Origin of the sequence: Streptomyces sp. WAC06614 (genome assembly GCF_003949795.1) — a bacterium.
Lineage (GTDB): Bacteria > Actinomycetota > Actinomycetes > Streptomycetales > Streptomycetaceae > Streptomyces.
The window spans coordinates 1-26,124 of record NZ_RPRY01000079.1 but is presented as its reverse complement, the minus strand read 5'-3'; the positions used below and the strand labels follow the sequence as shown (position 1 = coordinate 26,124).

Genomic DNA, 26,124 nt, shown 5'->3' with positions numbered 1-26,124 from the left:
ACGCCAACTCCCGACGCGGCACCTGCTCCAACCCGTGCAGCATCACCTCCGTACGCGGCCGACCGTGATGCTCCACGAAACCCACCACACAATCGGTCCCGCGCTCCACCCGACGATGCCCCTCCGAGAGCATCGCGTACGTCTTGCCGACGCCGGGTGCCGCGCCGAGGTAGATGCGGAGCTTTCCGCGTCCCATGGGTGGACTCTTCTTCCGTCGGGTCGGGTCGGGTCAGGGTTCGAAGCGGTAGCCCATCCCCGGCTCCGTGATCAGGTAGCGGGGATGCGACGGGTCCGCCTCCAGCTTGCGCCGGAGCTGGGCCATGTAGACCCGCAGGTAGTTGGTGTTCTCCCGGTAGGTCGGGCCCCAGACCTCCAGCAGCAGCCGCTGCTGGCTGACCAGGTGCCCGGGCCGGGCGACCAGGAGCTCCAGGAGGTGCCATTCGGTCGGGGTCAGCCGTACGGTGCGCCCGCCCCGGTGGACCTTCTTGGCGGCGAGGTCCACGGTGAACTCGTCCGTGGTGACGACCGCCGGGCGGTCCGGGGCCGCGGGGAGGTCCTGCCGTCGGGTGGCGGCCCGTAGCCGGGCCAGCAGTTCGTCCATGCTGAACGGCTTGGTGACGTAGTCGTCCGCTCCGGCGTCCAGCGCGCGGACCTTCTCGTCGGACGTGTGCCGGGCCGACAGGACCAGGATCGGCACCCGGCTCCAGCCCCGTACGTTCTTGATCACGTCGATGCCGTCCATGTCCGGCAGGCCGAGATCCAGCAGGACCACGTCGGGGCTGCGGGTGGCGGCGATCCGCAGGGCGGAGCCGCCGTCACCCGCTTCCTCGACCTCGAACCTGCGGGCCTGGAGGTTGATCTTGAGTGCGCGGACGAGCTGGGGGTCGTCCTCCACCACCAGGACCCGGGTCATAAGGTGCCCAGCCCTTCTGCCGGTGAGGTCACCACCGTCACCCCTTCGCCGTCAGCGCCTTGAGCGCCACGTTCAGCTCCAGGACGTTCACCCGCGGCTCGCCGATGAAGCCGAGGATGCGGCCCTGGGTGTGCTCGGCGACGAGCTGCTCGACCTGGCGCACGTCGAGCTGGTTCCGCTCGGCGACCCGGTGGACCTGGAGGGCCGCGTACCGGGGTGAGATGTTCGGGTCCAGGCCGGAGCCGGAGGAGGTGACCGCGTCGGCGGGCACGTCCTCGGGCCTGACCCGGTAGCCGGCCGTCGAGTTGTCGGCGACGACCGCCTCCTTGGCCTCGGTGACGGCCTTGACCAGGTCCTCGTTGTCACCGGCCTTGTTGGTGGCGCCGGAGACGATCAGGGAGTACCGGGTGTTGATGCTGTTGGTGCCCAGGCCGGCGGAGGGCCGCGGCTGGAACCACCTCAGGTCCGGCGCGGCGGCCTCCTCCTTGTCCTCGGGGTCCTTCTTGGGCAGGTCGTAGCGCTGCCCGACGAGGGAGGAGCCGACGACCCGGCCGCTCGCGTCCTTGATCTCCGAGCCGTTGGCCCGGTCGGGGAAGAGGGCCTGGGCGACCCCGGTCACGGCGAGCGGGTAGAGCACGCCGCACACGAGCGTCAGGACGAGCAGCGCCCGCAACCCGGCGCCGATCAGACGCGCGGTGGTGCCTACGGAAGTGTTCATGACGATCAGCCGATTCCGGGGATGAGGGAGAGGAGCAGGTCGATGAGCTTGATGCCGATGAACGGGGCGATCAGGCCGCCGAGTCCGTAGACGGCGAGGTTGCGGCGGAGCATCCGGTCGGCACTGGCCGGCCGGTACCGCACGCCCTTGAGGGCGAGCGGCACGAGGGCGATGATGATCAGCGCGTTGAAGACGACGGCGGACAGGATCGCGGACTCCGGCGAGGCCAGGCCCATGATGTTGAGCTTGTCCAGGCCCGGGTAGGCGACCGCGAACATGGCGGGGATGATCGCGAAGTACTTCGCGACGTCGTTGGCGATGGAGAACGTGGTCAGCGCGCCACGGGTGATCAGGAGCTGCTTGCCGATCTCGACGATCTCGATGAGCTTGGTCGGGTCGGAGTCGAGGTCGACCATGTTGCCGGCCTCCTTGGCGGCCGACGTACCGGTGTTCATCGCCACGCCGACGTCCGCCTGCGCGAGGGCGGGCGCGTCGTTGGTGCCGTCACCGGTCATGGCCACGAGCTTGCCGCCGGCCTGCTCCCGCTTGATGAGGGCCATCTTGTCCTCGGGGGTGGCCTCGGCGAGGAAGTCGTCGACGCCCGCCTCCTCGGCGATCGCCTTGGCGGTCAGCGGGTTGTCACCGGTGATCATGACGGTCCTGATGCCCATGCGGCGCAGCTCGTCGAACCGCTCCCGCATGCCCTCCTTGACGACGTCCTTGAGGTGGACGACGCCCAGGACGCGGGCGCCCCGCTCGTCCTCGACCGCGACGAGCAGCGGCGTACCGCCGGCTTCGGAGATGGTGCCGGCGAGGGTGTCGGCGTCGTCCGCGACGGCGCCTCCCTGCTCGCCCACCCAGGCGATGACCGAACCGGCCGCGCCCTTGCGGATCTTCCGGCCGTCGACGTCCACGCCGGACATCCGGGTCTGGGCGGTGAACGGGACCCAGGTGGCGTGGGTCAGCTCGCCCTGGTGGCGCTCGCGCCGGCCGTACTGCTCCTGGGCCAGGACCACGATCGAACGGCCCTCGGGGGTCTCGTCGGCCAGCGAGGAGAGCTGGGCGGCGTCGACGAGTTCGGCCTCGGTGACCCCGGCGACCGGGAGGAAGGCGGCGGCCCGGCGGTTGCCGTAGGTGATGGTGCCGGTCTTGTCGAGCAGCAGGGTGGAGACGTCACCGGCGGCCTCGACCGCGCGGCCGGACATCGCCAGGACGTTGCGCTGGACCAGCCGGTCCATCCCGGCGATGCCGATCGCGGACAGCAGCGCGCCGATGGTGGTCGGGATCAGGCAGACCAGCAGGGCGGTCAGCACGATCATCGAGGTCTGCCGGTCGGCGCCCGCGTAGATCGCGAACGGCTTGAGCGTGACCACGGCCAGCAGGAAGACGATGGTGAGGGACGCCAGCAGGATGTTGAGGGCGATCTCGTTGGGGGTCTTCTGCCGGGCGGCGCCCTCGACCAGGTTGATCATCCGGTCGATGAACGTCTCACCGGGCTTCGTCGTGATCTTGACGACGATCCGGTCGGAGAGGACCTTGGTGCCGCCGGTGACGGCCGACCGGTCGCCGCCGGACTCCCGGATGACCGGGGCGGACTCGCCGGTGATGGCCGACTCGTCCACCGAGGCCACGCCCTCGACCACGTCACCGTCGCCGGGGATGATGTCGCCGGCCTCGCAGACCACCAGGTCACCGATGCGCAGGTCGGTACCGGGGACGGACTCCTCGGCCCGGCCGGCGCCGGTCAGCCGGCGCGCCACGGTGTCGGTCTTGGCCTTGCGCAGGGTGTCGGCCTGCGCCTTGCCGCGGCCCTCGGCCACGGCCTCGGCCAGGTTGGCGAAGATCGTGGTCAGCCACAGCCAGGCGGTGATGGCCCAGCCGAACCAGTTGCCCGGCTCCTTGAAGGCCAGCACGGTGGTGACCACCGAGCCGACCAGCACCACGAACATGACGGGGTGCTTGACCATGACCCGGGGGTGGAGCTTGCGGAGCGCGTCCGGGAAGGACCTGAGGAGCTGCTGGGGGTCGAAGAGGCCGCCGCCCACCCGGCCGGGCGCGGGCTCGTGCCCGGCCGGGACGTCTTCGTGGGGCGCACGGACAGGGGTGATGGTGCTCATGCTGCGAGCCCTTCGGCGAGCGGTCCCAGCGCGAGGGCGGGGAAGTAGGTGAGACCGGTGACGACGACGATCGTGCCGACGAGCAGACCGGCGTAGAGCGGCTTGTCGGTGCGCAGGGTGCCCGCCGTCTCCGGGACCGGCTTCTGCTCGGCGAGCGAGCCCGCCAGCGCCAGCACGAACACCATGGGCAGGAAGCGGCCGAGCAGCATGGCCAGGCCGATCGTGGTGTTGTACCACTGCGTGTCGGCGTTCAGGCCGGCGAAGGCCGAGCCGTTGTTGTTGGCGCCGGAGGTGTAGGCGTACAGCACCTCGGAGAAGCCGTGGGCACCGGAGTTGAGCATCGAGTGCGGCGGGGTGGGCAGCGCCATGGCCGCGGCGGTGAAGCACAGCACCAGCGCCGGGGTGACGAGGATGTAGCAGGCGGCGAGCTTGATCTCGCGGGTGCCGATCTTCTTGCCCAGGTACTCGGGGGTGCGGCCGACCATCAGCCCGGCGATGAACACCGCGATGATCGCCATCACCAGCATGCCGTAGAGACCGGAGCCCACACCGCCGGGCGCGATCTCGCCGAGCTGCATGCCCAGCAGCTGGATGCCACCGCCGAAGCCCGTGTAGGAGGAGTGGAAGGAGTTGACCGCGCCGGTCGAGGTGAGCGTGGTGGCCACCGAGAAGATCGCGGATCCGGCGATGCCGAACCGGGTCTCCTTGCCCTCCATCGCACCGCCGGCGGCCTCGAACGCCGGGCCCTTGCCGGCGAATTCGGTCCACATCATCAGCGCGGTGAAGCCGAGCCAGATGACCGCCATCGTGGCGAGGATCGCGTAGCCCTGCTTCACGCTGCCGACGAGCTTGCCGAACGTACGGGTCAGCGCGAACGGGATGACCAGGATCAGGAAGATCTCGAAGAGGTTGGAGAACGGGCTCGGGTTCTCGAAGGGGTGGGCGGAGTTGGCGTTGAAGTAGCCGCCGCCGTTGGTGCCGAGCTCCTTGATGACTTCCTGCGAGGCGACCGCGCCGCCGTTCCACTGCTGGGTGCCGCCCATGAACTGGCCGACCTCGTGGATGCCGGCGAAGTTCTGGATGGCGCCGCAGGCCACCAGCACGAGCGCGCCGAGCACGGCGATCGGCAGCAGGATGCGGACGGTGCCGCGCACCAGGTCGGCCCAGAAGTTGCCCAGCTCACCGGTACGGGAGCGGGCGAAGCCCCGGACGAGGGCGACGGCGACGGCCATGCCGACCGCGGCCGACACGAAGTTCTGCACCGCCAGTCCGCCGGTCTGTACGACGTGGCCCATGGCCTGTTCGCCGGCGTACGACTGCCAGTTGGTGTTCGCCACGAAGGACGCGGCGGTGTTGAAGGCCTGGTCGGGGTCGATCGAGGCGAAGCCGAGCGAGCCGGGCAGGCTGCCCTGCAGGCGCTGCAGGGCGTAGAGGAACAGGACGCCCACCGCGGAGAAGGCGAGGACCCCGCGCAGGTAGGCGGGCCAGCGCATCCCGGCGTCCGGGTCGGCACCCACGGCCTTGTAGATCCACCGCTCCGGGGCGTAGTGCCGCTGGGAGGAGTAGACGCGGGCCATGTAGTCACCGAGCGGCCGGTACACGAGGGCCAGGGCGGCGATCAGCGCGAGCAGCTGGAGCACACCAGCGGTCTGCGGACTCATGGGGGACTCAGAACCTCTCCGGATACACGAGGGCGAGGACGAGATAACCCAGCAGGGCGACCGCTACGGCGAGACCGACGACGTTTTCGACGCTCACAGCTTGGCCACCCCCTTGGCGACGAGACCCACCACCGCGAACACCGCGACCGTGGTGAGGACGAAGGCCAGATCGGCCATCGCGAGCTCCTGTAATGAGAGGGATGAAGGAAATCGGCCGGGTTGGCCGAACCCATCTCAACCCGCCGCCGGTGGGCCGTTAAGGACCCTTGACGACCTCCATACGGGTGCGCGGCCCGTCTTGACGGAACCCTGACGCCGAGCGGGCGGGGCGCGTAAGAGGCGCGTGAAGACCGCGCCCACCTGCGTAGGGAGTCCGTCAAGGGCGGTGGTGGGGCCCCGCTCCGGCCGGGACGCTGACGTCCCTGCCTCTGCACCGTCCCCACCTGCCCCCACCGAAGGAACCGGCCCCATGGCCCTGCGCACCGCCACGTCCGCCGACCCCGCCACGTCCGCCGACTCCGCTACCTCCGGGAGCGCCTCCGCCCCCGCCGGCACGAGGGCGCCGGCGGAGGAACGGCACCGGCTCACCGCCGTGCAGGGCCTGGCGGCCCTGTCCCTGGACGCCATGGCGTCCGTGGCCTACGGCCCCGAGGCGATCGTGCTCGTCCTCGCCGCCGCGGGCGCCCACGGGCTCGGCTTCACCCTGCCGGTCACCCTGGCGATCGCCGTCCTGCTGGCCGTGCTCGTCGCCTCGTACCGCCAGGTCATCGCCGCCTTCCCGGACGGCGGCGGCGCCTACGCGGTGGCCGGGCGCCACCTGGGACGCCGGACCGGCCTGGTCGCCGCGGCCTCGCTGGTCCTCGACTACGTGCTCAACGTCGCCGTCTCGGTCACCGCCGGCGTCGCGGCCCTGACCTCGGCCTTTCCCGGGCTCTACGGGAACCGGGTGGGGATCTGCCTCGGCGTGCTGGTCCTGGTGACCGCCGTCAACCTGCGCGGCGTGGTCGACTCCGCCAAGGCCTTCCTGCTGCCCACCGCCGTCTTCGTCGGCTCGATCCTGGCGATGGTCACCGTCGGCCTGTTCCGGGACGGGCCGGTCAGCACGGCCTCGGCCGCCGGCCACGCCTCCGCCCTCGGCGGGGGCGCCACCACCGTCGGGGCGCTGCTCCTGCTCAAGGCGTTCGCGGCCGGCTGTTCCGCGCTCACCGGTGTCGAGGCCGTGGCCAATGCCGTGCCGTCCTTCCGCGCCCCCGCCGCCCGGCGTGCGCAGCGCACCGAGGTCGCCCTCGGGGCCCTGCTGGGCGTGATGCTGATCGGGCTGTCGGTGCTGATCGGGCGTTTCCACCTCCAGCCGGTCGAGGGCGTCACCGTCCTGGCCCAGCTCGCCGACGCCTCGTTCGGCCACGGCCCGGCCTTCTACGTCGTCCAGTTCGCCACCATGGTGCTGCTGGCCCTGGCCGCCAACACCTCCTTCGGCGGGCTGCCCGTCCTGATGGGCCTGCTCGCCCGGGACCACCACCTGCCCCACGTCTTCGCCCTCCGGACCCACCGCCAGGTCCACCGCCACGGGGTGCTGTGGCTGGCCGTGGTCTCCGCCGCCCTGCTGGTGTTCTCCGGCGGCGACACCAACACCCTGGTCCCGCTGTTCGCCATCGGTGTCTTCGTCGGCTTCACGATCTGCCAGGTCGGCATGGTCCGGCACTGGTCGCTGGAGCGGCCCGCCGGCTGGCGGGCCAGGGCCGCCCTCAACGGCCTGGGCGCGCTCCTGACCGGCGTGTCCGCGGTCGTGGTGACGGCGACCAGGTTCACCGAGGGCGCCTGGCTGATCGTGGTGGCCCTGCCGCTGCTCGTCCTGGCCTTCGAACGGGTCCGCCGGGTCAGGCGGTGCGCCCCGGCAGAGTCCTTGTCCTGACCTAGTACGTCGGGCAGAGGTGGGTGTGCACCACGTCCAGGATCTTGGCGGCCTTCTCCGGCCCGAACCCGTCCGGGTGGTTGGGCGAGGTGAACCGCTGGTTGGTGAGGTCGGTCTGCTTCCGCTTGTCGCCGGGGAAGCTCGCGATCGAACCGCACTGGTCGCGCCCGCGGTCGACCGCCTTGTCCGGCTTGGTGTTGACGATGTCCGGGTCGATGGCAGCCAGGGCGGCGAGGTACTTGGCCTGCGTCGCCGCATCCGGCTTGGCCGGAATCCCCTTACCGGCCCCAGCCGTCGCCGACGGACCCCCCGCCGAGGGCACACCGCTGGGCGAGGCAGCAGGCGGCGTCTTCACCACCGGCTTGTCGTCCCCCTGCCCACTCCCGCAGGCACTCAGCCCCGCGGCGGCAAGGACGGCGGACAGGACGGCGGCAGCGGTACGACGGTTCACGACTCTCCCCTGTGCAGCGACGGTGTACACAGACAGGGATCACTCCCGCCCCCCGATGGTTGCACCCTCGGTGGCATCCATCTCACGACCCGTACCGGACCGGACCGAGCGGCGGTGGAAAGACAGAAGCAGGTCAGGTCACCTACCGAATTCGGTAGGTGACCTGACCTGCTGCTACGAAGTCGGGGTGGCGGGATTTGAACCCACGACCTCTTCGTCCCGAACGAAGCGCGCTGCCAAGCTGCGCTACACCCCGATCGTCGCCCCTGCAGGCTTGCTGCCCTGGCGACATCGATTACTTTAGCGGACCCGCGCTCAGAGACGAAATCCGGTTTTCGCGGGGCCGGTGATCACGGCGTGCGCGGGGTCAGGGTCAGGAGGGTGGCTTCCGGGGGGCAGGCGAAGCGGACCGGGGTGAAGCGGTTGGTGCCGCAGCCGGCCGAGACGTGGAGGTAGGCGCGGTTGCCCTCGGTCTCGTGGGTGGACAGGCCCTTGACCCGGTCGGTGTCGAGGTCGCAGTTGGTGACCAGGGCGCCGTAGAAGGGGATGCAGAGCTGGCCGCCGTGGGTGTGGCCGGCCAGGATCAGCGGGTAGCCGTCGGCCGTGAAGGACTCCAGGCTGCGCAGGTACGGGGCGTGCACGACGGCCATCGAGAAGTCGGCGTCCGGCTCCGGCCCGCCCGCCACCTGCTCGTAGCGGTCCCGCTTGATGTGCGGGTCGTCCAGGCCGGTGAAGGCGACCTCCGCGTCGGGCAGCTTCAGGCGGCCCCGGGTGTTGGTCAGGTTGATCCAGCCCGCCGCGTCGAAGGCGTCCCGGATGTCCTCCCACGGGTTGTGGACGGCGCCGACCACCGGCTTGTTGCCGTTCAGGCCGTGCCGCCCCTGGGCCTTCTCCAGCAGGTAGCGGGCGGGGTTGCGCAGCCGCGGGCCGTAGTAGTCGTTCGAGCCGAAGACGTAGACGCCGGGGAAGGACATGAGGGGACCGAGCGCGTCCAGCAGCTCGGGCACGCCCTCGGTGTCGGAGAGGTTGTCGCCGGTGTTGACCACGAAGTCCGGGCGCAGCCCGGCCAGGGACTGGAGCCAGGCGCGCTTCTTGCGCTGGCCGCTGACCATGTGGATGTCGGAGACCTGCAGGACACGGAGCGGGCGCATGCCGTGCGGCAGGACCGGGACCGTCACCCGGCGCAGCCGGAACGACCTGGCTTCGAAGCCGGCGGCGTACGCCACTCCGGCTGCCCCCGCCACAGCGATTCCGGCGGTGACCTTGAGCGGGATTCCGTAACGCGCGCGCATGGGGACATCGTCGCAGAAGTCGGCGAGGTGTCGGCGGAGAGGGGGAAGGGAGAGGGGAAGAGGGGTAAAACGGGTGGGCGGGGCACCGGGGTCACCTGGCAGACTTCGAGTCATGACCACGCTCAAGGCCAAGCTCCAGGAAGACCTCACCACCGCCATCAAGGCGCGCGACGAGCTGCGCTCGTCCACGCTCCGGCTGACCCTCACCGCCATCACCAAGGAGGAGGTCGCCGGCACCGAGGCGCGCGAGCTCTCCGACGACGAAGTCCTCAAGGTGATCGCCAAGGAGGCGAAGAAGCGCCGCGAGGCCGCGGACGCCTTCGCCCAGGGTGGCCGTGCCGAGCAGGCCGAGCGCGAGATCGCCGAGGGTGAGGTGCTCAGCGGTTACCTGCCCAAGCAGCTCACCGACGACGAGCTCGCCGCGATCGTGGCGCAGGCCGTGGAGGAGGCGAAGGCGGCCGGGGCCGAGGGGCCGCGGGCCATGGGTGCCGTCATGAAGATCGTGAACCCGAAGGTCGCCGGGCTGGCGGAGGGCGGCCGCGTCGCCGCCCTCGTGAAGAAGGCCCTGGCCTGATCCGCTGACCGGCTGATCCGCTGACCGGCTGACCGGCTGACACCCTGGTCCGGCCCGTGGCCCGGCCGCCGCGCCCGGCGGCTATGCCCGGCCGCCGCGCCCGGCGGCTATGCCCGGCCGCCGCGCCCGGCGGCCATGCCCGACCGCCGCGCCCGGCCGCCGCGAGGCCGGCCTCCGGGCCGCCGTACCAACGCCGAGGCCCCCGGTCGTGTCCCGACCGGGGGCCTCGGCGTGTGTCGTGGCGCTCAGCGCGGCGTCCGCTCAGTTGCGGCCGCCGCCCGGGCCGTTCCCGTCCGTCGGGCCGCCGATCACGCCGCCCGGGCCCAGGGTGATGCCCGGGAACGGGTTGGTGTTGCCGCCGGTGGTGTTGCCGCCGAGGGTGCCGCCGGCCGTGGTCGGGCCCGGGCGGTCGTCGCCGGGCTTGTCGCCACCGCCCCCGGGGCGGTTCGGCTTGCCGGGCTTGTTCGGGCGGTTCGGCTGCTGGCCGCCGCCCGGCCGGGTGGCCGGCGGGGCGCCGGCGTCACCGAGGTAGACGGTCGGGAAGGTCAGCACCTCGTGGCCGGTCAGGGCGCCGGAGACGGCCTGCTTCCAGATCGGGCCGGGCAGGCAGCCACCGCAGACCTCGGAGTAGTACTGGCCGCCGATGGTGATGTTCTCCATCGACACCTGCTTGGTGCCGCCCGAGCCGACCCAGGTCGCCCCCGCGATGTTGGGGGTGTAGCCGACGAACCAGGCGTTGTAGCGCTCGTCCGTCGTACCCGTCTTGCCCGCGCTCTGCCGGTCGGTCAGGCCCGCCTGGGCGCCCGTACCGGAGTCGACCACGCCGAGCAGCAGCGCGTTGATGGTGTCGGCGGTCCGCTCCGTGAGCACCCGGTCGCACTTGGACTTGGGCACCTGGAGCGCCTTGCCGTGCGCGTCGGTGATCGACTCGATGGCGACCGGCGTGCAGTACACGCCCCGGTTGGCGAAGGTCGCGTACGCGTTGGCCATGGTCAGCGGGGACATGCCCTCGGTGCCCAGGGCGATCGAGGGCACCTCCTTGAGCTTGGTGCCGTCGGCCGGGACGACGCCGAGCTTGGTGGTCAGCTGGCTCAGCGGGCACAGGCCGACCTCGGAGATCATCTCCACGAAGTACGTGTTGACCGACATGGCCATGGCGTCCCGCATGGTGAACGGGCCGACCTCGGAGGTCTTCTCGTTCTCGACGTGGTCGCGCGGCCGGGCGTCGTTGACCCAGGTGCCGTTGCAGGTCTGCACCGGGCTCGGGTAGTCCATCTCGTACGGCGACAGGTACGACTTCGTGGGCGGGATGCCCTGCTCGATCGCGGCGGCGGCCACGAACGGCTTGAAGGTCGATCCGGTCGGGAAGCCGAAGTTGGAGCCGCCCATCCGCTTGTCGACGGAGTAGTTGATCTGCGTCTCGTTCTTGCCGAAGCCGTACGGCTTGGACTGGCCCATGCCCAGGACCTTGCCGGTGCCCGGCTGGACCAGGGTCACGGCCGTGGCGACCTTGTCGTCCTGGTTGACGTGGTCCTTGATCGACTCGTTGACCGAGTCCTGGGCCTGCGGGTCCAGGGTGGTGCGGATGGTGAGGCCGCCCTGGTTCCACAGCCGGCCGCGCTCCTCGCGGGTCTTGCCGAAGACCGGGTCGGTCAGGAACGTGTTGCGCACGTAGTCGCAGAAGAAGCCGGCGCCCTTGACCGCGGTGATGCAGCCGTTCCGGGGCCGGGTGACCTTGAGCTGGATCGGCTTCTTCTTCGCCTCGTCGGCCTCGGCCTGCGAGATGTCCTTGACGTCGGCCATCCGCTGCAGGACGGTGTTGCGCCGCTTGGTGGCCTCGGCGGAGTCGTTGACCGGGTCGTACCGGCTCGGCGACTGCACGACGCCGGCCAGCAGGGCCGACTCCTCCAGGGTCAGGTCCTTGGCGGGCTTGCTGAAGTAGCGCTGCGAGGCGGACTCGACGCCGTAGGCCTGCTGACCGAAGTAGGTGATGTTGAGGTAGTTCTCGAGGATCTTCTTCTTCCCGAGCTCCTCCTCGACCTGGATCGCGTACTTCAGCTCGCGGACCTTGCGGCCGAGGCTCTTCTCCTGGGCCTCGCGCACCTTGCTCTCGTCGTCGCCCGCCTCCTCGACGAAGACGTTCTTGACGTACTGCTGGGTGAGGGTGGACGCGCCCTGCGCGGCGCTGCCCTCCTGCGCGTTGCGGTTCACCGCGCGCAGGATGCCCTTGAGGTCGACGGCGCCGTGCTCGTAGAAGCGCGAGTCCTCGATCGCGACGATCGCCTTCTGCATGTACGGAGAGATGGAGGTCAGCGGTACGACCTGCCGGTCACGCGAGTAGACGGTGGCGATCAAGCCACCCTCGGCGTCCAGGATCGTGGTGCGCTGGCTGAGCGGCGGGGTCTTGAGATTGGCCGGGATCTCGTCGAAACCCTCGACCGTGCCCTTCGCCGCCAGGCCGAAGGCGCCGGCGGCCGGAATGGCCAGGCCGGCGAGCACCACTCCTGCGAGAACGGACACTCCGAGGAACTTGGCGGCCTGATGGCTCCCCGAGAGCCCTGCGCCCGAGCGCTTCTTTCCCATGGAGGGCAGCCTACGTTCTCATTCGCCGGACACACGTATATGCCTTGGCCTAAGCTGCTCCCAACTGTCACAGCAGTGCGGTGCGACATCAACCCCTCGGCTTGATTTTCACCCTTCCCGAATGGGGTGGACTCATGTCCGATTCTCGTCGGCCGCATGACAGAGGGTCCGGTGATTACACCCGAATTGCCGGAATGGTCGGGCATGTCGCCGGATCACTCCGTCGGGTGATCTGCCGCTTACCCATAGTCCGTTCGGACCATCCAAGATTGGGCCCGACGGGGGTGTTGCACCGTCCCGGCCTTCCGTAACGTCCTCAACTGGCAGCGGTGAATATGCCGCTGCCGCCGTGGGGGAGCCTCGATTCGGGAGAGGACGGCGCCGGGATGGGCTGGGTAACCGACTGGAGTGCGCAGGCAGCCTGCCGCACTACCGATCCGGATGAACTGTTCGTTCAAGGAGCGGCACAGAACAGGGCCAAGGCGGTGTGCACCGGATGTCCGGTGCGGACCGAATGCTTGGCGGACGCGCTCGACAATCGTGTCGAGTTCGGCGTGTGGGGTGGAATGACCGAGCGGGAACGCCGTGCGCTGCTGCGCAGGCGCCCCACCGTCACCTCGTGGCGACGGCTGCTCGAAACCGCCCGCACGGAGTACGAACGCAGTACGGGAATCCTCTCCGTGGGCGTCGATACGGACGTTGACGTTCCGTACGAGACGTACGCGGCCGCCGGCTAGGCGGTCGGGCGGGTGGACACGTGGCTCGTGCAGTGACGTGGTTCACCCAGCGGCGAGGCGAACCCCGATGGCCCGCAGCCCGGCGAGGTCGTGCACATCGCCGGGCAGGGCCGCCACCTCGGTCACCGGTACGTCCGGGTGCAGTGAGGCGAAGCGGTCGCGCGTGCGCTGCTCACGCGCGATGACCTGCATGCGCTCGGCGTGCAGGCGGAGCAGTCCTGCGGTGATCTCGTCGGCCGTGATCTCGTCCGCCGTGGTCCCGTCGGCCCCGATCTCGTCGGCCGTGACCTCGTCCACGTGCGGGGGAGGGCCCGCGTCGGGGTCACGAAGTCCAGCTTTCCCGGACTCCTGATCGACAATGCCGCCCTCTTCAAGATTCTCTGCGGCGGCCAACGCCCGCTCCGCCGAGAGCTGGTCGGCACCGCTGCCGTGCACCCGGTTCAGCACCAGCCCGGCCAGCGGCATCCGGTCCGCGGCCAGCCGTTCCACGAAGTACGCCGCCTCGCGCAGCGCGTCGGGTTCGGGCGCCGCGACCACGAGGAAGGCCGTGCCCGGCGCCTGGAGCAGCCGGTACGTGGCGTCGGCCCGGGTCCGGAAACCGCCGAACATGGTGTCCATCGCGGCCACGAACGTCTGTACGTCCTTCAGCAGCGAGGCACCCATCAGCTTGCTGAGCGTGCCGGTCATCATCGACATGCCGACGTTGAGGAACTTCATCCCCGCCCGGCCGCCCACCTTCGCCGGCGCCATCAGCACCCGGATGAACTTCCCGTCCAGGAACGACCCCAGCCGCTTGGGCGCGTCCAGGAAGTCCAGCGCGGAGCGGCTCGGCGGGGTGTCCACGACGATCAGGTCCCAGTCGTCCCGGGCCCGCAGCTGCCCGAGCTTCTCCATCGCCATGTACTCCTGCGTGCCCGCGAAGCCGGCCGACAGGGACTGGTAGAAGGGGTTGTCCAGGATGGCCCGGGCCCGCCCGGCGTCCGCGTGCGCCTCGACGATCTCGTCGAAGGTCCGCTTCATGTCGAGCATCATGGCGTGCAGCTCTCCGCCGCCGGTGCCACCGTCCCCGCTGCCGTCGCCGTCCCCGCTGCCGCCGCCCTCGATGCCCGCCACCCGCCGCGGGGTGTTGTCGAGGGAGTCGATGCCCATCGACTGGGCCAGCCGGCGCGCCGGGTCGATGGTCAGCACGACCACCTTCCGCCCCCGCTCGGCCGCCCGTACGCCGAGGGCCGCGGCCGTGGTCGTCTTGCCGACCCCGCCCGCGCCGCAGCACACGATGATCCGGGTGTCCGGGTCGTCCAGCAGCGCGTCCACCGCCAGCCGCGGCGCGGCGCCCGTGCCCGCTCCCGTGCCCGAGCCCGTGCCCACGCGCGTGCCCGTACCCGTGCTCGTACTCGTCCCCGCGGTCATCACTCGTCGCCCTGCTTCCGCAGCTCCATGGCCAGTTCGTACAGGCCCGCCAGGTCCATGCCCGCCCCCAGCAGGGGCAGTTCGTACGTCGGCAGGTCCAGCCCCGCCAGGACGGCGCGCTGCTCGCGCTCCAGCGCCACCCGCCCGGCGTGCTCGGCGGCCTGCTCCAGCAGCGGGTCCACCAGCCGCTCCGCCAGGCCCCCGCGGCGCGCCCCGCCGAGCCCGGCCCGGGACAGCGCCTTGGCCACGTCGGCCCGGCGTTCGCCGGCCGCGGCCCGCAGCGTGTCCTCGTCGAGGTGGTGCGGGCGGACCATGTTCACCACGACCCGGCCCACCGGAAGACCCGCCTCCCGCAGCTCCTCGATCCCGTCGGCGGTCTCCTGGACGGGCATCTCCTCCAGCAGCGTCACCAGGTGGACCGCGGTCTGCGGGGACTTGAGCACGCTCATCACGGCCTGCGCCTGGTTGTGTATCGGGCCGAACCGGGCCAGGCCGGCGACCTCGTCGTTGACGTTCAGGAACCGGGTGATCCGGCCGGTCGGCGGCGCGTCCATCACCACGTGGTCGTAGACGAACCGCCCGGCCTTGTCCTTGCGTCGTACCGCCTCGCACGCCTTGCCGGTCAGCAGGACGTCCCGCAGTCCGGGCGCGATCGTGGTCGCGAAGTCGATCGCGCCCAGTTTCTTGAGCGCGCGGCCGGCCGAGCCCAGCTTGTAGAACATCTGGAGGTAGTCCAGCAGCGCCTGTTCCGCGTCGATCGCGAGGGCGTGGACCTCCCCGCCGCCCGGCGCGACGGCGATCCTGCGCTCCTCGTACGGGAGCGCCTGCGTACCGAAGAGCTGTGCGATTCCCTGCCTGCCCTCGACCTCCACCAGAAGAGTCCGCCTGCCCTCGCGTGCGAGGGCGAGCGCGAGTGCCGCGGCGACCGTGGTCTTTCCGGTTCCGCCCTTGCCGCTGACCACCTGGAGCCTGCTCACAGCTATCGAGCGTAACCACTCGGGCCCCGTGGCCGGGCGTCCGGGGCGGGCAAGGGAGCGTGGCGTCAGGCACTACCCTCGCTCCCATGACCAAGAAGTTCGAATACGCGACGGTTCCGCTGCTGGTCCACGCCACCAAGCAGATCCTGGACACCTGGGGCGAGGACGGCTGGGAGCTCGTCCAGGTCGTGCCCGGCCCGAACAACCCCGAGCAGCTCGTGGCGTACCTCAAGCGCGAGAAGCAGGTGGCGGCATGAGCGGCGCCGTCGAGGCCAAGCTCGCCGAGCTGGGCCTGACCCTGCCCGAGGTCGTCCCGCCGCTGGCCGCGTACCAGCCGGCCGTGAGCTCGGGCTCGTACGTCTACACCGCCGGCCAGCTGCCGATGGTGCAGGGCAAGCTTCCGCTGACCGGCAAGGTCGGCGCGGAGGTGACCCCGGAGCAGGCCAAGGAGCTCGCCGCGACCTGCGCGCTGAACGCCCTGGCCGCCGTGAAGTCCGTGGTCGGTGACCTGGACCGGATCGCCCGCGTGGTGAAGGTGGTGGGCTTCGTCGCCTCGGCGCCCGACTTCACCGCCCAGCCGGCGGTGCTGAACGGTGCCAGCGAGCTGCTCGGTGCCGTCCTCGGTGACAAGGGCGTCCACGCGCGCAGCGCGGTCGGCGTCGCCGTCCTGCCGCTGGACGCGCCGGTGGAGGTCGAGATCCAGGTCGAGATCGCCCCGGCCTGACCGCTCCCTCCCGCTCTTTCCCCCCGCCCGCCCCGGTGATTCCGCGGGCGGGCGGGGGAACGGGCCCCTGCCGCTGGCCAGGGGCTCTCGAACATCGGGTCGGATGGTCGTAGCATCCGCCCCATGGCAGCGAACGGGCAGACGCAGTCCCCAGGACAGGCTCAGGACGGTTCCACGGCCACGGCCGGCACCGCCGGAGGCCAGTGGTACCCGCCGGAGTGGCCGGACCGGATCCGCGCCCTCGCGGACGGCTCGCTGACCCCCGTGGCGCCCAAGCGCGCCGCCACCGTGATGCTGCTGCGCGACGGCGCCGACGGACCCGCCGTGCACATGCTGCGCCGCCGCGCCTCCATGGCCTTCGCCGGCGGCGCGTACGCCTACCCGGGCGGCGGGGTCGACCCGCGTGACGAGGACCACCGCATCGGCTGGGCCGGCCCCTCCCTGGAGGAGTGGGCCGCGCGGCTGGGCACGGACACCGCCGGCGCCCAGGCCATCGTCTGCGGCGCCGTGCGCGAGACGTACGAGGAGGCCGGGGTGCTGCTCGCCGGCTCCGCCGACGGCCGCCTGGTCTCCGACCTCACCGGCGACGACTGGGAGGCCGACCGGCAGGCGCTGGTGGCCCGCGAGCTGTCGTTCGCGCAGTTCCTGGAGCGCCGCGGGCTGCTGCTGCGCTCGGACCTGCTGGGCGCGTGGGCGCGCTGGATCACGCCCGAGTTCGAGCCGCGCCGCTACGACACCTGGTTCTTCGTGGCCGCCCTGCCCGAGGGACAGCGCACCCGCAACGCCTCCACCGAGGCCGACCGGACGGTGTGGATCCGCCCCGCGGACGCCGCCGCCGGCTACGACCGGGGCGAGCTGCTGATGATGCCGCCGACCATTTCCACCCTGCGTTCCCTCCAGCCGTACGGGACCGCCGCCGAGGCCCTGGGCGCGGCCGGGGCGCAGGACCTCGCCCCGGTGCTGGCCCGGGCCTCGCTGGAGGGCGGCGAGCTGGTGCTGAGCTGGCCGGGCCACGACGAGTTCACCAAGCGGGTACGGCCGGGAGGTGCGGCATGACCGACGCGTCCGCCCTGCCCGGCCGGCCCCGCGGCACGGTGGCCTCCGGACCGGCCACCGCCCGCGCGGTCAACGTGCTGGCGCCCAACCCGTCCGCGATGACCCTGGACGGCACCAACACCTGGCTGGTCTCCGAGCCGGACTCCGAGCTGGCCGTCGTCATCGACCCGGGCCCGCCGGACGAGGCCCACCTGCGGGCGGTGGTCACGGCCGCGGAGCAGGCCGGCAAGCGGATCGCGCTGACCCTGCTCACCCACGGCCACCCCGACCACGCCGGGGGCGCGGGCCGGTTCGCCGAGCTCACCGGCACCAAGGTGCGGGCCCTGGACCCGGCGCTGCGGCTGGGCGACGAGGGCCTGGCCGCCGGGCAGGCGGTCCGGGTCGGCGGTCTGGAGCTGCGGGTGGTGCCCACGCCCGGGCACACGGCCGACTCGCTCTGCTTCCACCTGCCCGCCGACCGGGCGGTGGTGACCGGCGACACGATCCTGGGCCGCGGGACCACCGTGGTCGCCCACCCGGACGGCCGGCTGGGGGACTACCTGGACTCGCTGCGCCGGCTGCGTTCGCTGACGGTCGACGACGGCGTGCACACGGTCCTGCCGGGGCACGGGCCGGTGCTGGAGGATGCGCAGGGGGCGGTGGAGTACTACCTGGCGCACCGCGCGACGCGGCTGGCGCAGGTCGAGACCGCTGTGGAGAACGGTTTCAGCACCCCGGAGGCCGTGGTCGCCCACGTCTACCGCGACGTGGACCGCTCCCTGTGGCCGGCCGCCGAATGGTCGGTCCGGGCCCAGCTGGAGTACCTCCGCGAACACGGCCTGATCCCGGGCGCCGAACCCTTCTGACGCGGCCGGGCCGGGCCGGGCGTGGCCCGGCTCCGCCCTACCCCGGCCCCGCCGACACCACCGTCCCCGTGGCCGGTGCGGGGACGGTCCTGCGTCCGTGGACGCGGTCGTGCTCCGCCGCCAGCCAGGGTCCGAGGTCCTCGGCGTAGGTCCGGAGCACCGCCGGGTCGGTGCCCGGCTCCTGCGCGTCGGCGGCCGCCGCGCGCAGCTGGGCGGCCCGCTGCGGGTAGTACTGCCCGAAGACCTCCGCGGCCTCCGCCAGATCGCTGGTCCAGCCGCCCCACCGCGGCATGACCAGCGTGAACCCGGTCCGCACCAGCTTGCGCGCCCAGGCCCGGCGCAGCCGCCGTACCTCCTGCGGATCGTCGGCCGCCGCGGCCGCCCGCTCCCGCCAGCGGGGCAGTACGTCGCCCAGGTCGCCGTTGGTGGCCCGGGCCAGGGCGCTGTCGGGACGGTAGCGCGGCAGGTGCTCGGCCAGGTCGTCGCCGAGCAGCGGCGTGCACAGGCAGGCCAGGAACCAGCCCAGGCCGTGACGTTCCTGCTCGCTCAGCAGCCGGTCCTTGCCGGACAGCAGCACGCCCACGCCGTCGGCCACGGCGAAGTCCTCGTCGAGCCCGTGGGCCAGCGCCTCGGCGGTCTGCCGGTCCTCCGGCGTGGGCGCGCTGTGCAGGACGAGCAGCAGGTCGAGGTCGGAGCGGCCGGGGCGGGCGGTGCCGCGGGGCACGGAGCCGTAGAGGTAGGCGCTGTGCAGCCGGCGTCCGTAGGCCTCGGCGATCCGGGTGCGGGCGGTGGCGACGAGCTCCGCGAACGCCGGCTGCACCCGCCCGAGCGACCCCTCCCGCTCGAACCAGCCGCGCGCGTCGAGCCCGCGCCGCCCGGACCGGCCCTGCCGCTCGTCGTCAGCCATGGGACCACTGTGCGCCCTGGCGCGCCCCGGCCGGGGCAGGGACGCGGAGAGGGCCCCACCCCGGCGGGGTGAGGCCCTCCACGAACGGCACGGGGCACGGGACACGAGGCACGGGCGGCGTACGCCGTGTGCGCCGCGGCCGGGCGTCCGGCTCAGCCGTTCGTCCGGCTCAGCGGCTGCGCTTGGCCAGTCGCTCCACGTCGAGCAGGATCACGGCGCGCGCCTCCAGGCGCAGCCAGCCGCGGCCCGCGAAGTCGGCCAGGGCCTTGTTCACGGTCTCGCGGGAGGCGCCGACGAGCTGGGCCAGCTCCTCCTGGGTGAGGTCGTGCACGACGTGGATGCCTTCCTCGGACTGGACGCCGAAGCGGCGCGACAGGTCCAGGAGGGCGCGGGCGACGCGGCCGGGCACGTCGGAGAAGACCAGGTCGGACATCTGGTCGTTGGTCTTGCGCAGGCGGCGCGCCACGGCGCGCAGCAGGGCGCTGGCCACCTCGGGGCGGGCGTTCAGCCAGGGCTGGAGGTCGCCGTGGCCGAGGCCGAGGAGCTTGACCTCGGTCAGGGCGGTGGCAGTGGCGGTGCGCGGGCCGGGGTCGAACAGCGACAGCTCGCCGATCAGCTCGCCGGGGCCGAGGACGGCCAGCATGTTCTCGCGGCCGTCGGGAGAGGTGCGGTGCAGCTTGACCTTGCCCTCGGTCACCACGTAGAGCCGGTCGCCGGGGTCGCCCTCGTGGAACAGGGCGTCGCCGCGTGCGAGGGTGACCTCGCTCATCGAGGCGCGGAGCTCCGCGGCCTGCTCGTCATCGAGCGCCGCGAAGAGCGGGGCGCGCCGCAGAACGTCGTCCACGAGTCTCTCTCCTATGTCGACCGGTTCAGGGGACCGTGTTCCCCATTTTGCCGGACGCATCAAACAGTGCGATCAGTCACAAGGATGCCGGACGTACGGGTGTGCTGGGTGGTGTTACCGGAGGTCCGGGCGGGTGTCAGCCGCCCGCCGTAGGCTGGCCGGGTGTCCAATAAGCCGGTGAGAGCACAGGCCAAGGGGTCCACGGGAGTGACCGGGGCCCGGAATTCTGCTGTGGGCGAACAGGGTGCCACACGGGCCCCGGCATCGTCCACGGCCCCACCCGAGAGCAAAGCTTCGGCCAAGAAAACCCCCGCCCGGCCCAGAGCCGCGAACCGTCGGACGGAGCAGGCCGAGCAGCCGAAGCACGCGCAGCGGCCGAAGCAGGCCAAGCCCGAGTCGCGGCTGGCGATGGTGCGCCGGGCCCGCCGGATCAACCGGGAGCTGGCCGAGGTCTATCCGTACGCCCACCCCGAGCTGGACTTCCGCAACCCCTTCGAGCTGCTGGTCGCGACCGTGCTGTCGGCCCAGACCACCGACCTGCGGGTGAACCAGACGACCCCGGCGCTCTTCGCGAAGTACCCCACCCCCGAGGACATGGCCGCGGCCGTGCCGGAGGAGCTGGAGCAGATCATCCGGCCGACGGGGTTCTTCCGGATGAAGGCCAAGTCCCTGCTCGGGCTGTCCGCGGCCCTGCGGGACGAGTTCGGGGGCCAGGTCCCGGGCCGCCTGGAGGACCTCGTCCGGCTGCCCGGCGTGGGCCGCAAGACCGCCCACGTGGTCCTCGGCAACGCCTTCGGCGTCCCCGGGATCACCGTGGACACCCACTTCGGCCGGCTGGTGCGCCGCTGGAAGTGGACCGAGGAGACCGACCCGGTGAAGGTCGAGGCGGAGATCAGCGCGATCTTCCCCAAGAGCGAGTGGACCATGCTCTCCCACCGGGTCATCTTCCACGGCCGCCGGATCTGCCACGCCCAGAAGCCGGCCTGCGGGGCCTGCCCGATCGCCCCGCTCTGTCCGGCGTACGGAGAAGGCGAAACGGACCCCGACAAGGCCCGGAAGCTGCTGAAGTACGAGATGGGCGGGTATCCGGGCCAGCGGCTCAGCCCGCCCCCGGACTACCCGGGCCGCCCGGCACCCCCGCTGGGCGCGGGCGGCGCGGCCGGGGACGACGGGACGGGGGCCGACGGGGCCGACGGGGACAACGGGAGCGGCTGAGGCCCGGACCCGGGGCAGGACCGAGGAACGAACGAGCACCCGGCGCGCGTTGGGGCCGGTACGGGACGACACGGAAGCAGGGCGCCCATGACACGGGGAACGCGGGACGAGAGCACCACCGGTGACGGGCTGGCCGTCACCACGCACGGCCTGCCCGCGTGGCTGGACCCCGTCGTCGAGGCCGCCCGGACCGTCCGGCCGACCCAGCTCAGCCGGTTCCTGCCGCCCGCGGACGGCCGCGGGCGGCAGTCGGCCGTGCTCATCCTGTTCGGCGAGGGGGAGCGCGGCCCGGAGCTGCTGCTCATGGAGCGGGCCGGCTCGCTGCGCTCCCACCCCGGCCAGCCGTCGTTCCCCGGGGGCGCCCTGGACCCCGAGGACGGGGACCCGCTGACCACCGGCCCGCTGCGGGCCGCGCTGCGCGAGGCCCGGGAGGAGACCGGGCTGGACCCGGCCGGGGTGCAGATCTTCGGGGTGCTGCCCCGCCTCTACATCCCCGTCAGCGAGTTCGTCGTGACCCCGGTGCTCGGCTGGTGGCGCGAGCCCAGCCCGGTCGGGGTGGTGGACCCCGCCGAGACGGCCCGGGTCTTCACGGTTCCCGTGGCGGATCTCACGGACCCCGCCCACCGGGCCATGGCGGTCCACCCGCAGGGCCACCAGGGCCCCGCGTTCCTGGTCGCGTCGGCCCTGGTCTGGGGATTCACCGCGGGGGTGATCGACCGGCTGCTGCACTTCGCCGGCTGGGAGCGGCCGTGGGACACGTCACGACAGGTCCCGCTCGACTGGCGCGCATGAGACGGTGACCCACGTGAACGTGCTGGACATCCTGTTGCTGGTCGCCGCCGTGTGGTTCGCGATCGTCGGCTACCGCCAGGGGTTCGTCGTCGGCATCCTGTCGGTGATCGGCTTCCTGGGCGGTGGCCTCGTCGCCGTGCTCCTGCTCCCGCTCGTCTGGGACTGGATCACGGACGACACCGCCCAGGTGACCACCACCGTGGTGGTGCTCGCCGTGGTCGTGGTCATCGTCTGCGCCTCGATCGGGCAGGCCTTCACCACCCACCTGGGCAACCGGCTGCGCCGGCACATCACCTGGTCACCGGCCCGCGCCCTGGACGCGACCGGCGGCGCGCTGGTCCACGTCATGGCCATGCTGCTGGTGGCCTGGCTGATCGGGTCCGCGCTCGCCGGGACGTCACTTCCCACCCTGGGCAAGGAAGTACGCGCCTCCAAGGTGCTGCTCGGGGTGTCCCGGGTGCTGCCGGAGCAGGCCAACACCTGGTTCTCCGACTTCAGTTCCACCCTCGCGCAGAACGGCTTCCCGCAGGTCTTCACGCCGTTCTCCAACGAGCAGATCAACCAGGTCAAGGCGCCCGACCCGGCGCTGGCGGGCAGCCCGGTGGCCGAGCGCGCCAAGAAGTCCATCGTCAAGGTGGTCGGTACGGCGCCCAGTTGCAGCAAGGTGCTGGAGGGCACCGGCTTCGTCTTCGCGCCCGGCAAGGTGATGACCAACGCCCATGTCGTCGGCGGCGTCTCGGAGCCCACCGTGCAGATCGGCGGCGAGGGCAAGCTGTACGACGGGAAGGTCGTCCTCTACGACTGGCAGCGCGACATCGCCGTCCTGGACGTGCCCAAGCTGAAGGCGCCCGCGCTGGAGTTCACCGACAAGGCGGAGTCCGGCGGCAGCGACGCGATCGTGGCCGGCTTCCCCGAGAACGGCGCGTACAACGTCGGCGCCGCCCGGGTCCGGGGCCGGATCAATGCCACCGGTCCGGACATCTACCACCGCGGCACCGTGCGCCGAGACGTCTACTCGCTGTACGCGACGGTCCGCCAGGGCAACTCCGGCGGTCCGCTGCTGACGCCCGACGGCAAGGTGTCCGGGGTCGTCTTCGCCAAGTCGCTGGACGACCCGAACACCGGGTACGCACTCACCGTGGACGAGGTCAGCGAGGACATCAGGCTCGGGAGGACGGCGCAGAACCGCGTGTCGACCGACAGCTGCGCCTTGTGACCGGCCTGCCGACGGAGCCTACGTACGCGGATGGCGCAGCCGCGCCGAGACCCAGCGGGCCCGTCGGCGCAGGATGCGGGGGATGCCGAGCCGGGGGTCGTGGCCCTGACGGCCCGCCCTCTCGTGGGTGCCGGCCGGTGTGGCGGCGCGGCGGCCTTCGCGTGCGGAGTCACCGTAGTCGTGCGTCCAGCCCATACTTCGACGTCTGCCCGGCGCCCAAGGTCGGTAACCGCCTGAGGGGCGGCCAATTGGCCTATGCGCCGGGCATGTGAACGTTCGGTGTTCGTTCTAGCGGTCGGGCTCGGAGTCCTTGAGCCAGCCGATGAGCTCGTTCGAGAAGGCGACCGGGTCCTCCTCGTGCGGGAAGTGGCCCAGACCGTCGAAGAGCCGCCAGCGGTACGGGGCTTCGACGTACTCGCCGGAGCCGGCGGCGCTGCGCGTGCGCATCACCGGGTCGAGTGACCCGTGCAGGTGCAGCGTGGGGACCCGCACGGGCATCTTCATCCGGCGGTTGAACTGCAGCCCGTCGGGCCGGGCCAGGGAGCGCATCATCCACCGGTACGGCTCGATCGAGCAGTGCGCGGTGGACGGGATGCACATGGCCCGCCGGTAGACGGCGAGGGTGTCCTCGACCGGGCCGTCGGGGCCGTCGTCCTGGAGCCGCGGCCCGGACCACTCGCGGATGAGCTGTCCGACGAGCGCCCCGTCGTCGGCGACCAGTCGGCGCTCGGGGATCCAGGGGCGCTGGAAGCCCCAGATGTGGGAGCCGGCGCGGGTCTGGGCGAAGTCCGAGACCATCGCGGCCCGCCAGCGGCGCGGGTGCGGCATGGAGGAGACCACCAGCCGGCGCACCAGCTTGGGCCGCATCACGGCCGCCGTCCAGGCGAGGTAGCCGCCCAGGTCGTGGCCGACGAGGGCGGCGTCGGGCTCGCCCAGGGAGCGGATGACCCCGGTGACGTCCAGCGCCAGGTTGGCGGGGTCGTAGCCGCGCGGGGTGCGGTCGCTGCCGCCGACCCCGCGCAGGTCCATGGCGACCGCGCGGTAGCCGGCGTCGGCGAGCGCGGTCAGCTGGTGCCGCCAGGTCCACCAGAACTGCGGGAACCCGTGCAGCAGCAGGACCAGCGGCCCGTCACCGACCTCGGCGACGTGGAACCGGGCGCCGTTGGCGGCGACGTCGCGGTGGGTCACCGGACGGCCGTCGGGGAGGTCGAGCCGGACCGCCGAGTCGGCCGTGGGCGGGGTGCCGGAATCCGGTGCGGGCGCTGTCATGAGGACGAGCGTGCCACACCCACCGCCTTGTCACTCAACGGACGCGGGTGCGGCTTGACGGTCCCGACGACCGCCGCGGTCTCCTTGACGGAGGCGATGGTCCGCTCCGGCGGCCTGACCTTCTTGAACTTGGCCACCGCCAGCAGCGCGAGCACGGCCGCGACGACCAGGAAGGCCGCGCCCACGATCAGGAACGACCAGGCGAGGCCGAGCCCGAGGTTGTGGATCCCGTACGCCGCCGCGAAGCTCAGCACGGGCAGCGCGAACAGGCCGAAGACGCCCGCGATCGCGAGGGCGCCGCCACCGATGCCCACGCGCTTGACGTCCTGGCGGATCTCCGCCTTGGCGAGGGCGATCTCGTCGTGCACCAGGGCGGACATCTCGGCGGTGGCCGAGGCGACCAGCTGGCCGAGCGTACGCTCGGCTCCTTGCGCCCCTTGGTCCACTGAGCTCATCGCTTGCTCCCTTTGGTCGTCAGTGTCCTGTCGTTCCTGTCGTCCCTCAGATCATGCCGGACGACCGCCCCCGGTGCGGGACCCGGCCGCCGCTTCGGCCCGGCGTCGGTGCTCGGCGGCCTTCTCCTCGTGGATGCGCGCCATCCGCAGGTGGTACTCGGGGTTGTGCTCCTCGTAGATGTCCGGGATGCCGTCCTGGTCCTCGTCGCGGTCCTCCTCGGCCGTCAGGGCACGGTACTTGCGGTCGCGCAGCTTCAGCAGCACGCAGGCCAGGACCGCCGCGACGAGCGAGCCGAGCAGGACCGCGGCCTTGATCTCGTCGGTGAGGAGGGGGTCGTCGGCGAAGGCGAGTTCACCGATGAGGAGGGAGACGGTGAAGCCGATGCCGGCGAGGGAGGCGACCGCGAACACGTCGGGCCAGGCGAGGTCCTCGTTCAGCTCGGCCTTGGTGAAGCGGGCGGCGAGCCAGGTGCCGCCGAAGATGCCGACGGTCTTGCCGACCACCAGGCCGAGGACCACGCCGAGGGTCTCCGGCCGGGTGAACACCTCGGCCAGCGCGTCGTCGGAGAGCGGGACACCGGCGGAGAACAGCGCGAACAGCGGGACGGCCAGGCCCGCGGAGAGCGGCCGGACGAGGTGCTCGATGTGCTCGCCGGGGGACTGCGCCTCGCCCTCGTGGCGGTGGCAGCGCAGCATCAGGCCCATGGCGACACCGGCGATGGTCGCGTGGACGCCGCTGTTGTACATCAGGCCCCAGACGACCAGGGCGAGCGGGACGTAGACGTACCAGCCGCGCACGCCCTTGCGCAGCAGGAACCAGAACAGGACCAGGCCCGCGAGGGCCCCGCCGAGCTGCGGGAAGCTGATCTCGCTGGTGAAGAAGACGGCGATGATGATGATCGCGAACAGGTCGTCCACGACGGCCAGGGTCAGCAGGAACGCGCGCAGGGCGGACGGCAGCGAGGTGCCGATGACCGCGAGCACGGCGAGGGCGAAGGCGATGTCGGTGGCGGTGGGGACCGCCCAGCCGGCCAGGGAGCCGCCGCCGGCGGTGTTGACCAGGGTGTAGACGAGCGCGGGCACGGCCATGCCGCAGACGGCGGCGATGACGGGCAGGGCGGCGGCCTTGGGGTCGCGCAGGTCGCCGGCGACCAGTTCGCGCTTGAGCTCGATGCCCGCGACGAAGAAGAAGACGGCGAGCAGGCCGTCGGCCGCCCAGTGCTGGAGCGAGAGGTCCAGGCCGAGGGCGGCCGGGCCTATGTGGTGGTCGCGCAGGGCGACGTAGCTCTCGGACAGCGCCGGGATGTTTGCCCACAGCAGGGCCGCGACGGCGGCGATCAGCAGCAGCACACCGCCGACGGTCTCGGCGCGCAGCGCGTCGGCCACGTAGCGCCGCTCCGGCAGGGAGAGCCTGCCGAGGAGCTTGCGGCCCTGCTGTGGGCAAACATCCCGGCGC

At 72.0% G+C, this 26,124-nt stretch carries 25 protein-coding genes, 1 tRNA gene and 2 pseudogenes; 10 read left to right on the top strand and 18 right to left on the bottom strand.

Annotated features, from left to right (window positions below; all coding sequences use genetic code 11):
• The 6 genes and pseudogenes from EF918_RS13660 to kdpF all read right to left on the bottom strand — a co-directional run.
• Positions 1-196: pseudogene (locus EF918_RS13660) on the bottom strand (sensor histidine kinase KdpD); the annotation flags it as partial.
• A 33-nt stretch (positions 197-229) separates the two neighbouring features.
• Positions 230-913 carry a response regulator gene (locus EF918_RS13655; protein WP_125645276.1) on the bottom strand — a complete coding sequence of 228 codons (684 nt, stop codon included), beginning with the start codon at positions 911-913 and terminating at the stop codon, positions 230-232.
• Between the two features lie 37 nt (positions 914-950).
• The gene (locus tag EF918_RS13650; protein ID WP_125645274.1) at positions 951-1,631 is read right to left on the bottom strand and encodes a potassium-transporting ATPase subunit C; all 681 of its coding nucleotides are present in this window, start codon (positions 1,629-1,631) and stop codon (positions 951-953) included.
• A 5-nt stretch (positions 1,632-1,636) separates the two neighbouring features.
• Positions 1,637-3,748: a potassium-transporting ATPase subunit KdpB gene (gene kdpB, locus EF918_RS13645; protein WP_125645272.1), complete on the bottom strand. Its 2,112-nt coding sequence runs from the start codon at positions 3,746-3,748 to the stop codon at positions 1,637-1,639.
• Entirely contained in the window at positions 3,745-5,409 is a 1,665-nt protein-coding gene (kdpA, locus tag EF918_RS13640; protein WP_125645270.1) for a potassium-transporting ATPase subunit KdpA, read from the bottom strand. The genes kdpB and kdpA overlap by 4 nt, the downstream gene beginning before the upstream one ends.
• A gap of 7 nt (positions 5,410-5,416) precedes the next feature.
• Positions 5,417-5,506: a K(+)-transporting ATPase subunit F gene (kdpF, locus tag EF918_RS13635; protein WP_125645268.1), complete on the bottom strand. Its 90-nt coding sequence runs from the start codon at positions 5,504-5,506 to the stop codon at positions 5,417-5,419.
• Between the two features lie 372 nt (positions 5,507-5,878).
• Here kdpF and EF918_RS13630 point away from each other — a divergent pair.
• Positions 5,879-7,279, top strand: a pseudogene (locus tag EF918_RS13630) (APC family permease); the annotation flags it as partial.
• 43 nt (positions 7,280-7,322) lie between these two features.
• Here EF918_RS13630 and EF918_RS13625 read toward each other — a convergent pair.
• From EF918_RS13625 to EF918_RS13615, 3 genes are all read right to left on the bottom strand, one after another.
• The gene (locus EF918_RS13625; RefSeq protein WP_260610162.1) at positions 7,323-7,772 is read right to left on the bottom strand and encodes a hypothetical protein; all 450 of its coding nucleotides are present in this window, start codon (positions 7,770-7,772) and stop codon (positions 7,323-7,325) included.
• 182 nt (positions 7,773-7,954) lie between these two features.
• A tRNA-Pro gene (locus EF918_RS13620) sits at positions 7,955-8,028 on the bottom strand.
• A 94-nt stretch (positions 8,029-8,122) separates the two neighbouring features.
• On the bottom strand, positions 8,123-9,064 hold the full coding sequence (locus EF918_RS13615; RefSeq protein ID WP_125645266.1) for a metallophosphoesterase: 942 nt from the start codon (positions 9,062-9,064) through the stop codon (positions 8,123-8,125).
• Positions 9,065-9,176: 112 nt separating this feature from the next.
• Between EF918_RS13615 and EF918_RS13610 the strand changes: the two genes are divergently transcribed.
• Positions 9,177-9,638: a GatB/YqeY domain-containing protein gene (locus EF918_RS13610; RefSeq protein WP_125645265.1), complete on the top strand. Its 462-nt coding sequence runs from the start codon at positions 9,177-9,179 to the stop codon at positions 9,636-9,638.
• Positions 9,639-9,899: 261 nt separating this feature from the next.
• Here the strand turns inward: EF918_RS13610 and EF918_RS13605 are convergent, their stop codons facing one another.
• Positions 9,900-12,221 carry a transglycosylase domain-containing protein gene (locus EF918_RS13605; protein ID WP_125645263.1) on the bottom strand — a complete coding sequence of 774 codons (2,322 nt, stop codon included), beginning with the start codon at positions 12,219-12,221 and terminating at the stop codon, positions 9,900-9,902.
• A 386-nt stretch (positions 12,222-12,607) separates the two neighbouring features.
• Here EF918_RS13605 and EF918_RS13595 point away from each other — a divergent pair, with 386 nt between their 5' ends.
• Entirely contained in the window at positions 12,608-12,958 is a 351-nt protein-coding gene (locus EF918_RS13595) for a WhiB family transcriptional regulator (protein ID WP_185921741.1), read from the top strand.
• A gap of 42 nt (positions 12,959-13,000) precedes the next feature.
• Here EF918_RS13595 and EF918_RS13590 read toward each other — a convergent pair whose 3' ends face one another.
• A complete protein-coding gene (locus tag EF918_RS13590; protein WP_260610161.1) occupies positions 13,001-14,368 on the bottom strand; it encodes an ArsA family ATPase in 1,368 nt (455 codons plus the stop codon).
• The gene (locus tag EF918_RS13585; protein WP_125645259.1) at positions 14,368-15,345 is read right to left on the bottom strand and encodes an ArsA-related P-loop ATPase; all 978 of its coding nucleotides are present in this window, start codon (positions 15,343-15,345) and stop codon (positions 14,368-14,370) included. Before EF918_RS13585 ends, EF918_RS13590 begins: the two co-directional genes overlap by 1 nt.
• 86 nt (positions 15,346-15,431) lie before the next feature.
• Here EF918_RS13585 and EF918_RS13580 point away from each other — a divergent pair, with 86 nt between their 5' ends.
• From EF918_RS13580 to EF918_RS13565, 4 genes are all read left to right on the top strand, one after another.
• Positions 15,432-15,602 (top strand): DUF4177 domain-containing protein, encoded by a 171-nt coding sequence (locus EF918_RS13580; protein ID WP_125645257.1) that lies wholly within the window; start codon positions 15,432-15,434, stop codon positions 15,600-15,602.
• Positions 15,599-16,069, top strand: a complete 471-nt coding sequence (locus tag EF918_RS13575; RefSeq protein WP_125645255.1) for a RidA family protein — start codon at positions 15,599-15,601, stop codon at positions 16,067-16,069. Before EF918_RS13580 ends, EF918_RS13575 begins: the two co-directional genes overlap by 4 nt.
• A 123-nt stretch (positions 16,070-16,192) precedes the next feature.
• Complete coding sequence (locus EF918_RS13570) at positions 16,193-17,125, top strand: NUDIX hydrolase (protein WP_260610160.1); 933 nt, start codon at positions 16,193-16,195, stop codon at positions 17,123-17,125.
• Positions 17,122-17,970 (top strand): MBL fold metallo-hydrolase, encoded by an 849-nt coding sequence (locus tag EF918_RS13565; protein ID WP_125645253.1) that lies wholly within the window; start codon positions 17,122-17,124, stop codon positions 17,968-17,970. Before EF918_RS13570 ends, EF918_RS13565 begins: the two co-directional genes overlap by 4 nt.
• Before the next feature lie 37 nt (positions 17,971-18,007).
• On the opposite strand, the gene EF918_RS13560 is transcribed toward EF918_RS13565, so the two are convergent.
• Complete coding sequence (locus EF918_RS13560) at positions 18,008-18,877, bottom strand: nucleotidyltransferase domain-containing protein (protein ID WP_125645251.1); 870 nt, start codon at positions 18,875-18,877, stop codon at positions 18,008-18,010.
• Between the two features lie 169 nt (positions 18,878-19,046).
• The gene (locus EF918_RS13555; protein WP_010473292.1) at positions 19,047-19,721 is read right to left on the bottom strand and encodes a Crp/Fnr family transcriptional regulator; all 675 of its coding nucleotides are present in this window, start codon (positions 19,719-19,721) and stop codon (positions 19,047-19,049) included.
• Between the two features lie 231 nt (positions 19,722-19,952).
• Here EF918_RS13555 and nth point away from each other — a divergent pair, with 231 nt between their 5' ends.
• From nth to EF918_RS13540, 3 genes are all read left to right on the top strand, one after another.
• The gene (gene nth, locus EF918_RS13550; RefSeq protein ID WP_260610158.1) at positions 19,953-20,936 is read left to right on the top strand and encodes an endonuclease III; all 984 of its coding nucleotides are present in this window, start codon (positions 19,953-19,955) and stop codon (positions 20,934-20,936) included.
• Positions 20,937-21,023: 87 nt separating this feature from the next.
• On the top strand, positions 21,024-21,728 hold the full coding sequence (locus EF918_RS13545) for a CoA pyrophosphatase (protein WP_125645247.1): 705 nt from the start codon (positions 21,024-21,026) through the stop codon (positions 21,726-21,728).
• 13 nt (positions 21,729-21,741) lie between these two features.
• Complete coding sequence (locus tag EF918_RS13540) at positions 21,742-22,944, top strand: MarP family serine protease (RefSeq protein ID WP_125645245.1); 1,203 nt, start codon at positions 21,742-21,744, stop codon at positions 22,942-22,944.
• A gap of 18 nt (positions 22,945-22,962) precedes the next feature.
• Here the strand turns inward: EF918_RS13540 and EF918_RS36940 are convergent, their stop codons facing one another.
• From EF918_RS36940 to nhaA, 4 genes are all read right to left on the bottom strand, one after another.
• Positions 22,963-23,139 (bottom strand): hypothetical protein, encoded by a 177-nt coding sequence (locus tag EF918_RS36940; RefSeq protein WP_185921740.1) that lies wholly within the window; start codon positions 23,137-23,139, stop codon positions 22,963-22,965.
• A gap of 93 nt (positions 23,140-23,232) precedes the next feature.
• Entirely contained in the window at positions 23,233-24,213 is a 981-nt protein-coding gene (locus EF918_RS13535) for an alpha/beta fold hydrolase (protein WP_125645243.1), read from the bottom strand.
• Positions 24,210-24,668, bottom strand: coding sequence for a phage holin family protein (locus EF918_RS13530; RefSeq protein ID WP_125645241.1), 459 nt, complete (start codon positions 24,666-24,668; stop codon positions 24,210-24,212). Before EF918_RS13530 ends, EF918_RS13535 begins: the two co-directional genes overlap by 4 nt.
• Before the next feature lie 51 nt (positions 24,669-24,719).
• Entirely contained in the window at positions 24,720-26,072 is a 1,353-nt protein-coding gene (nhaA, locus tag EF918_RS13525) for a Na+/H+ antiporter NhaA (protein WP_125645278.1), read from the bottom strand.
• Positions 26,073-26,124: the final 52 nt, after the last annotated feature.

Coding starts and splice junctions, on each gene's coding strand:
- EF918_RS13655 (WP_125645276.1), bottom strand. CDS start 913: ATGACCCGGGTCCTGGTGGTGGAGGACGACCCCCAGCTCGTCCGCGCA.
- kdpB (WP_125645272.1), bottom strand. CDS start 3,748: ATGAGCACCATCACCCCTGTCCGTGCGCCCCACGAAGACGTCCCGGCC.
- EF918_RS13545 (WP_125645247.1), top strand. CDS start 21,024: ATGACACGGGGAACGCGGGACGAGAGCACCACCGGTGACGGGCTGGCC.
- EF918_RS13535 (WP_125645243.1), bottom strand. CDS start 24,213: ATGACAGCGCCCGCACCGGATTCCGGCACCCCGCCCACGGCCGACTCG.
- EF918_RS13605 (WP_125645263.1), bottom strand. CDS start 12,221: ATGGGAAAGAAGCGCTCGGGCGCAGGGCTCTCGGGGAGCCATCAGGCC.
- EF918_RS36940 (WP_185921740.1), bottom strand. CDS start 23,139: ATGGGCTGGACGCACGACTACGGTGACTCCGCACGCGAAGGCCGCCGC.
- EF918_RS13565 (WP_125645253.1), top strand. CDS start 17,122: ATGACCGACGCGTCCGCCCTGCCCGGCCGGCCCCGCGGCACGGTGGCC.
- kdpA (WP_125645270.1), bottom strand. CDS start 5,409: ATGAGTCCGCAGACCGCTGGTGTGCTCCAGCTGCTCGCGCTGATCGCC.
- EF918_RS13530 (WP_125645241.1), bottom strand. CDS start 24,668: ATGAGCTCAGTGGACCAAGGGGCGCAAGGAGCCGAGCGTACGCTCGGC.
- EF918_RS13590 (WP_260610161.1), bottom strand. CDS start 14,368: ATGACCGCGGGGACGAGTACGAGCACGGGTACGGGCACGCGCGTGGGC.
- EF918_RS13595 (WP_185921741.1), top strand. CDS start 12,608: ATGGGCTGGGTAACCGACTGGAGTGCGCAGGCAGCCTGCCGCACTACC.
- EF918_RS13580 (WP_125645257.1), top strand. CDS start 15,432: ATGACCAAGAAGTTCGAATACGCGACGGTTCCGCTGCTGGTCCACGCC.
- EF918_RS13570 (WP_260610160.1), top strand. CDS start 16,193: ATGGCAGCGAACGGGCAGACGCAGTCCCCAGGACAGGCTCAGGACGGT.
- EF918_RS13615 (WP_125645266.1), bottom strand. CDS start 9,064: ATGCGCGCGCGTTACGGAATCCCGCTCAAGGTCACCGCCGGAATCGCT.
- EF918_RS13610 (WP_125645265.1), top strand. CDS start 9,177: ATGACCACGCTCAAGGCCAAGCTCCAGGAAGACCTCACCACCGCCATC.
- EF918_RS13560 (WP_125645251.1), bottom strand. CDS start 18,877: ATGGCTGACGACGAGCGGCAGGGCCGGTCCGGGCGGCGCGGGCTCGAC.
- EF918_RS13650 (WP_125645274.1), bottom strand. CDS start 1,631: ATGAACACTTCCGTAGGCACCACCGCGCGTCTGATCGGCGCCGGGTTG.
- EF918_RS13575 (WP_125645255.1), top strand. CDS start 15,599: ATGAGCGGCGCCGTCGAGGCCAAGCTCGCCGAGCTGGGCCTGACCCTG.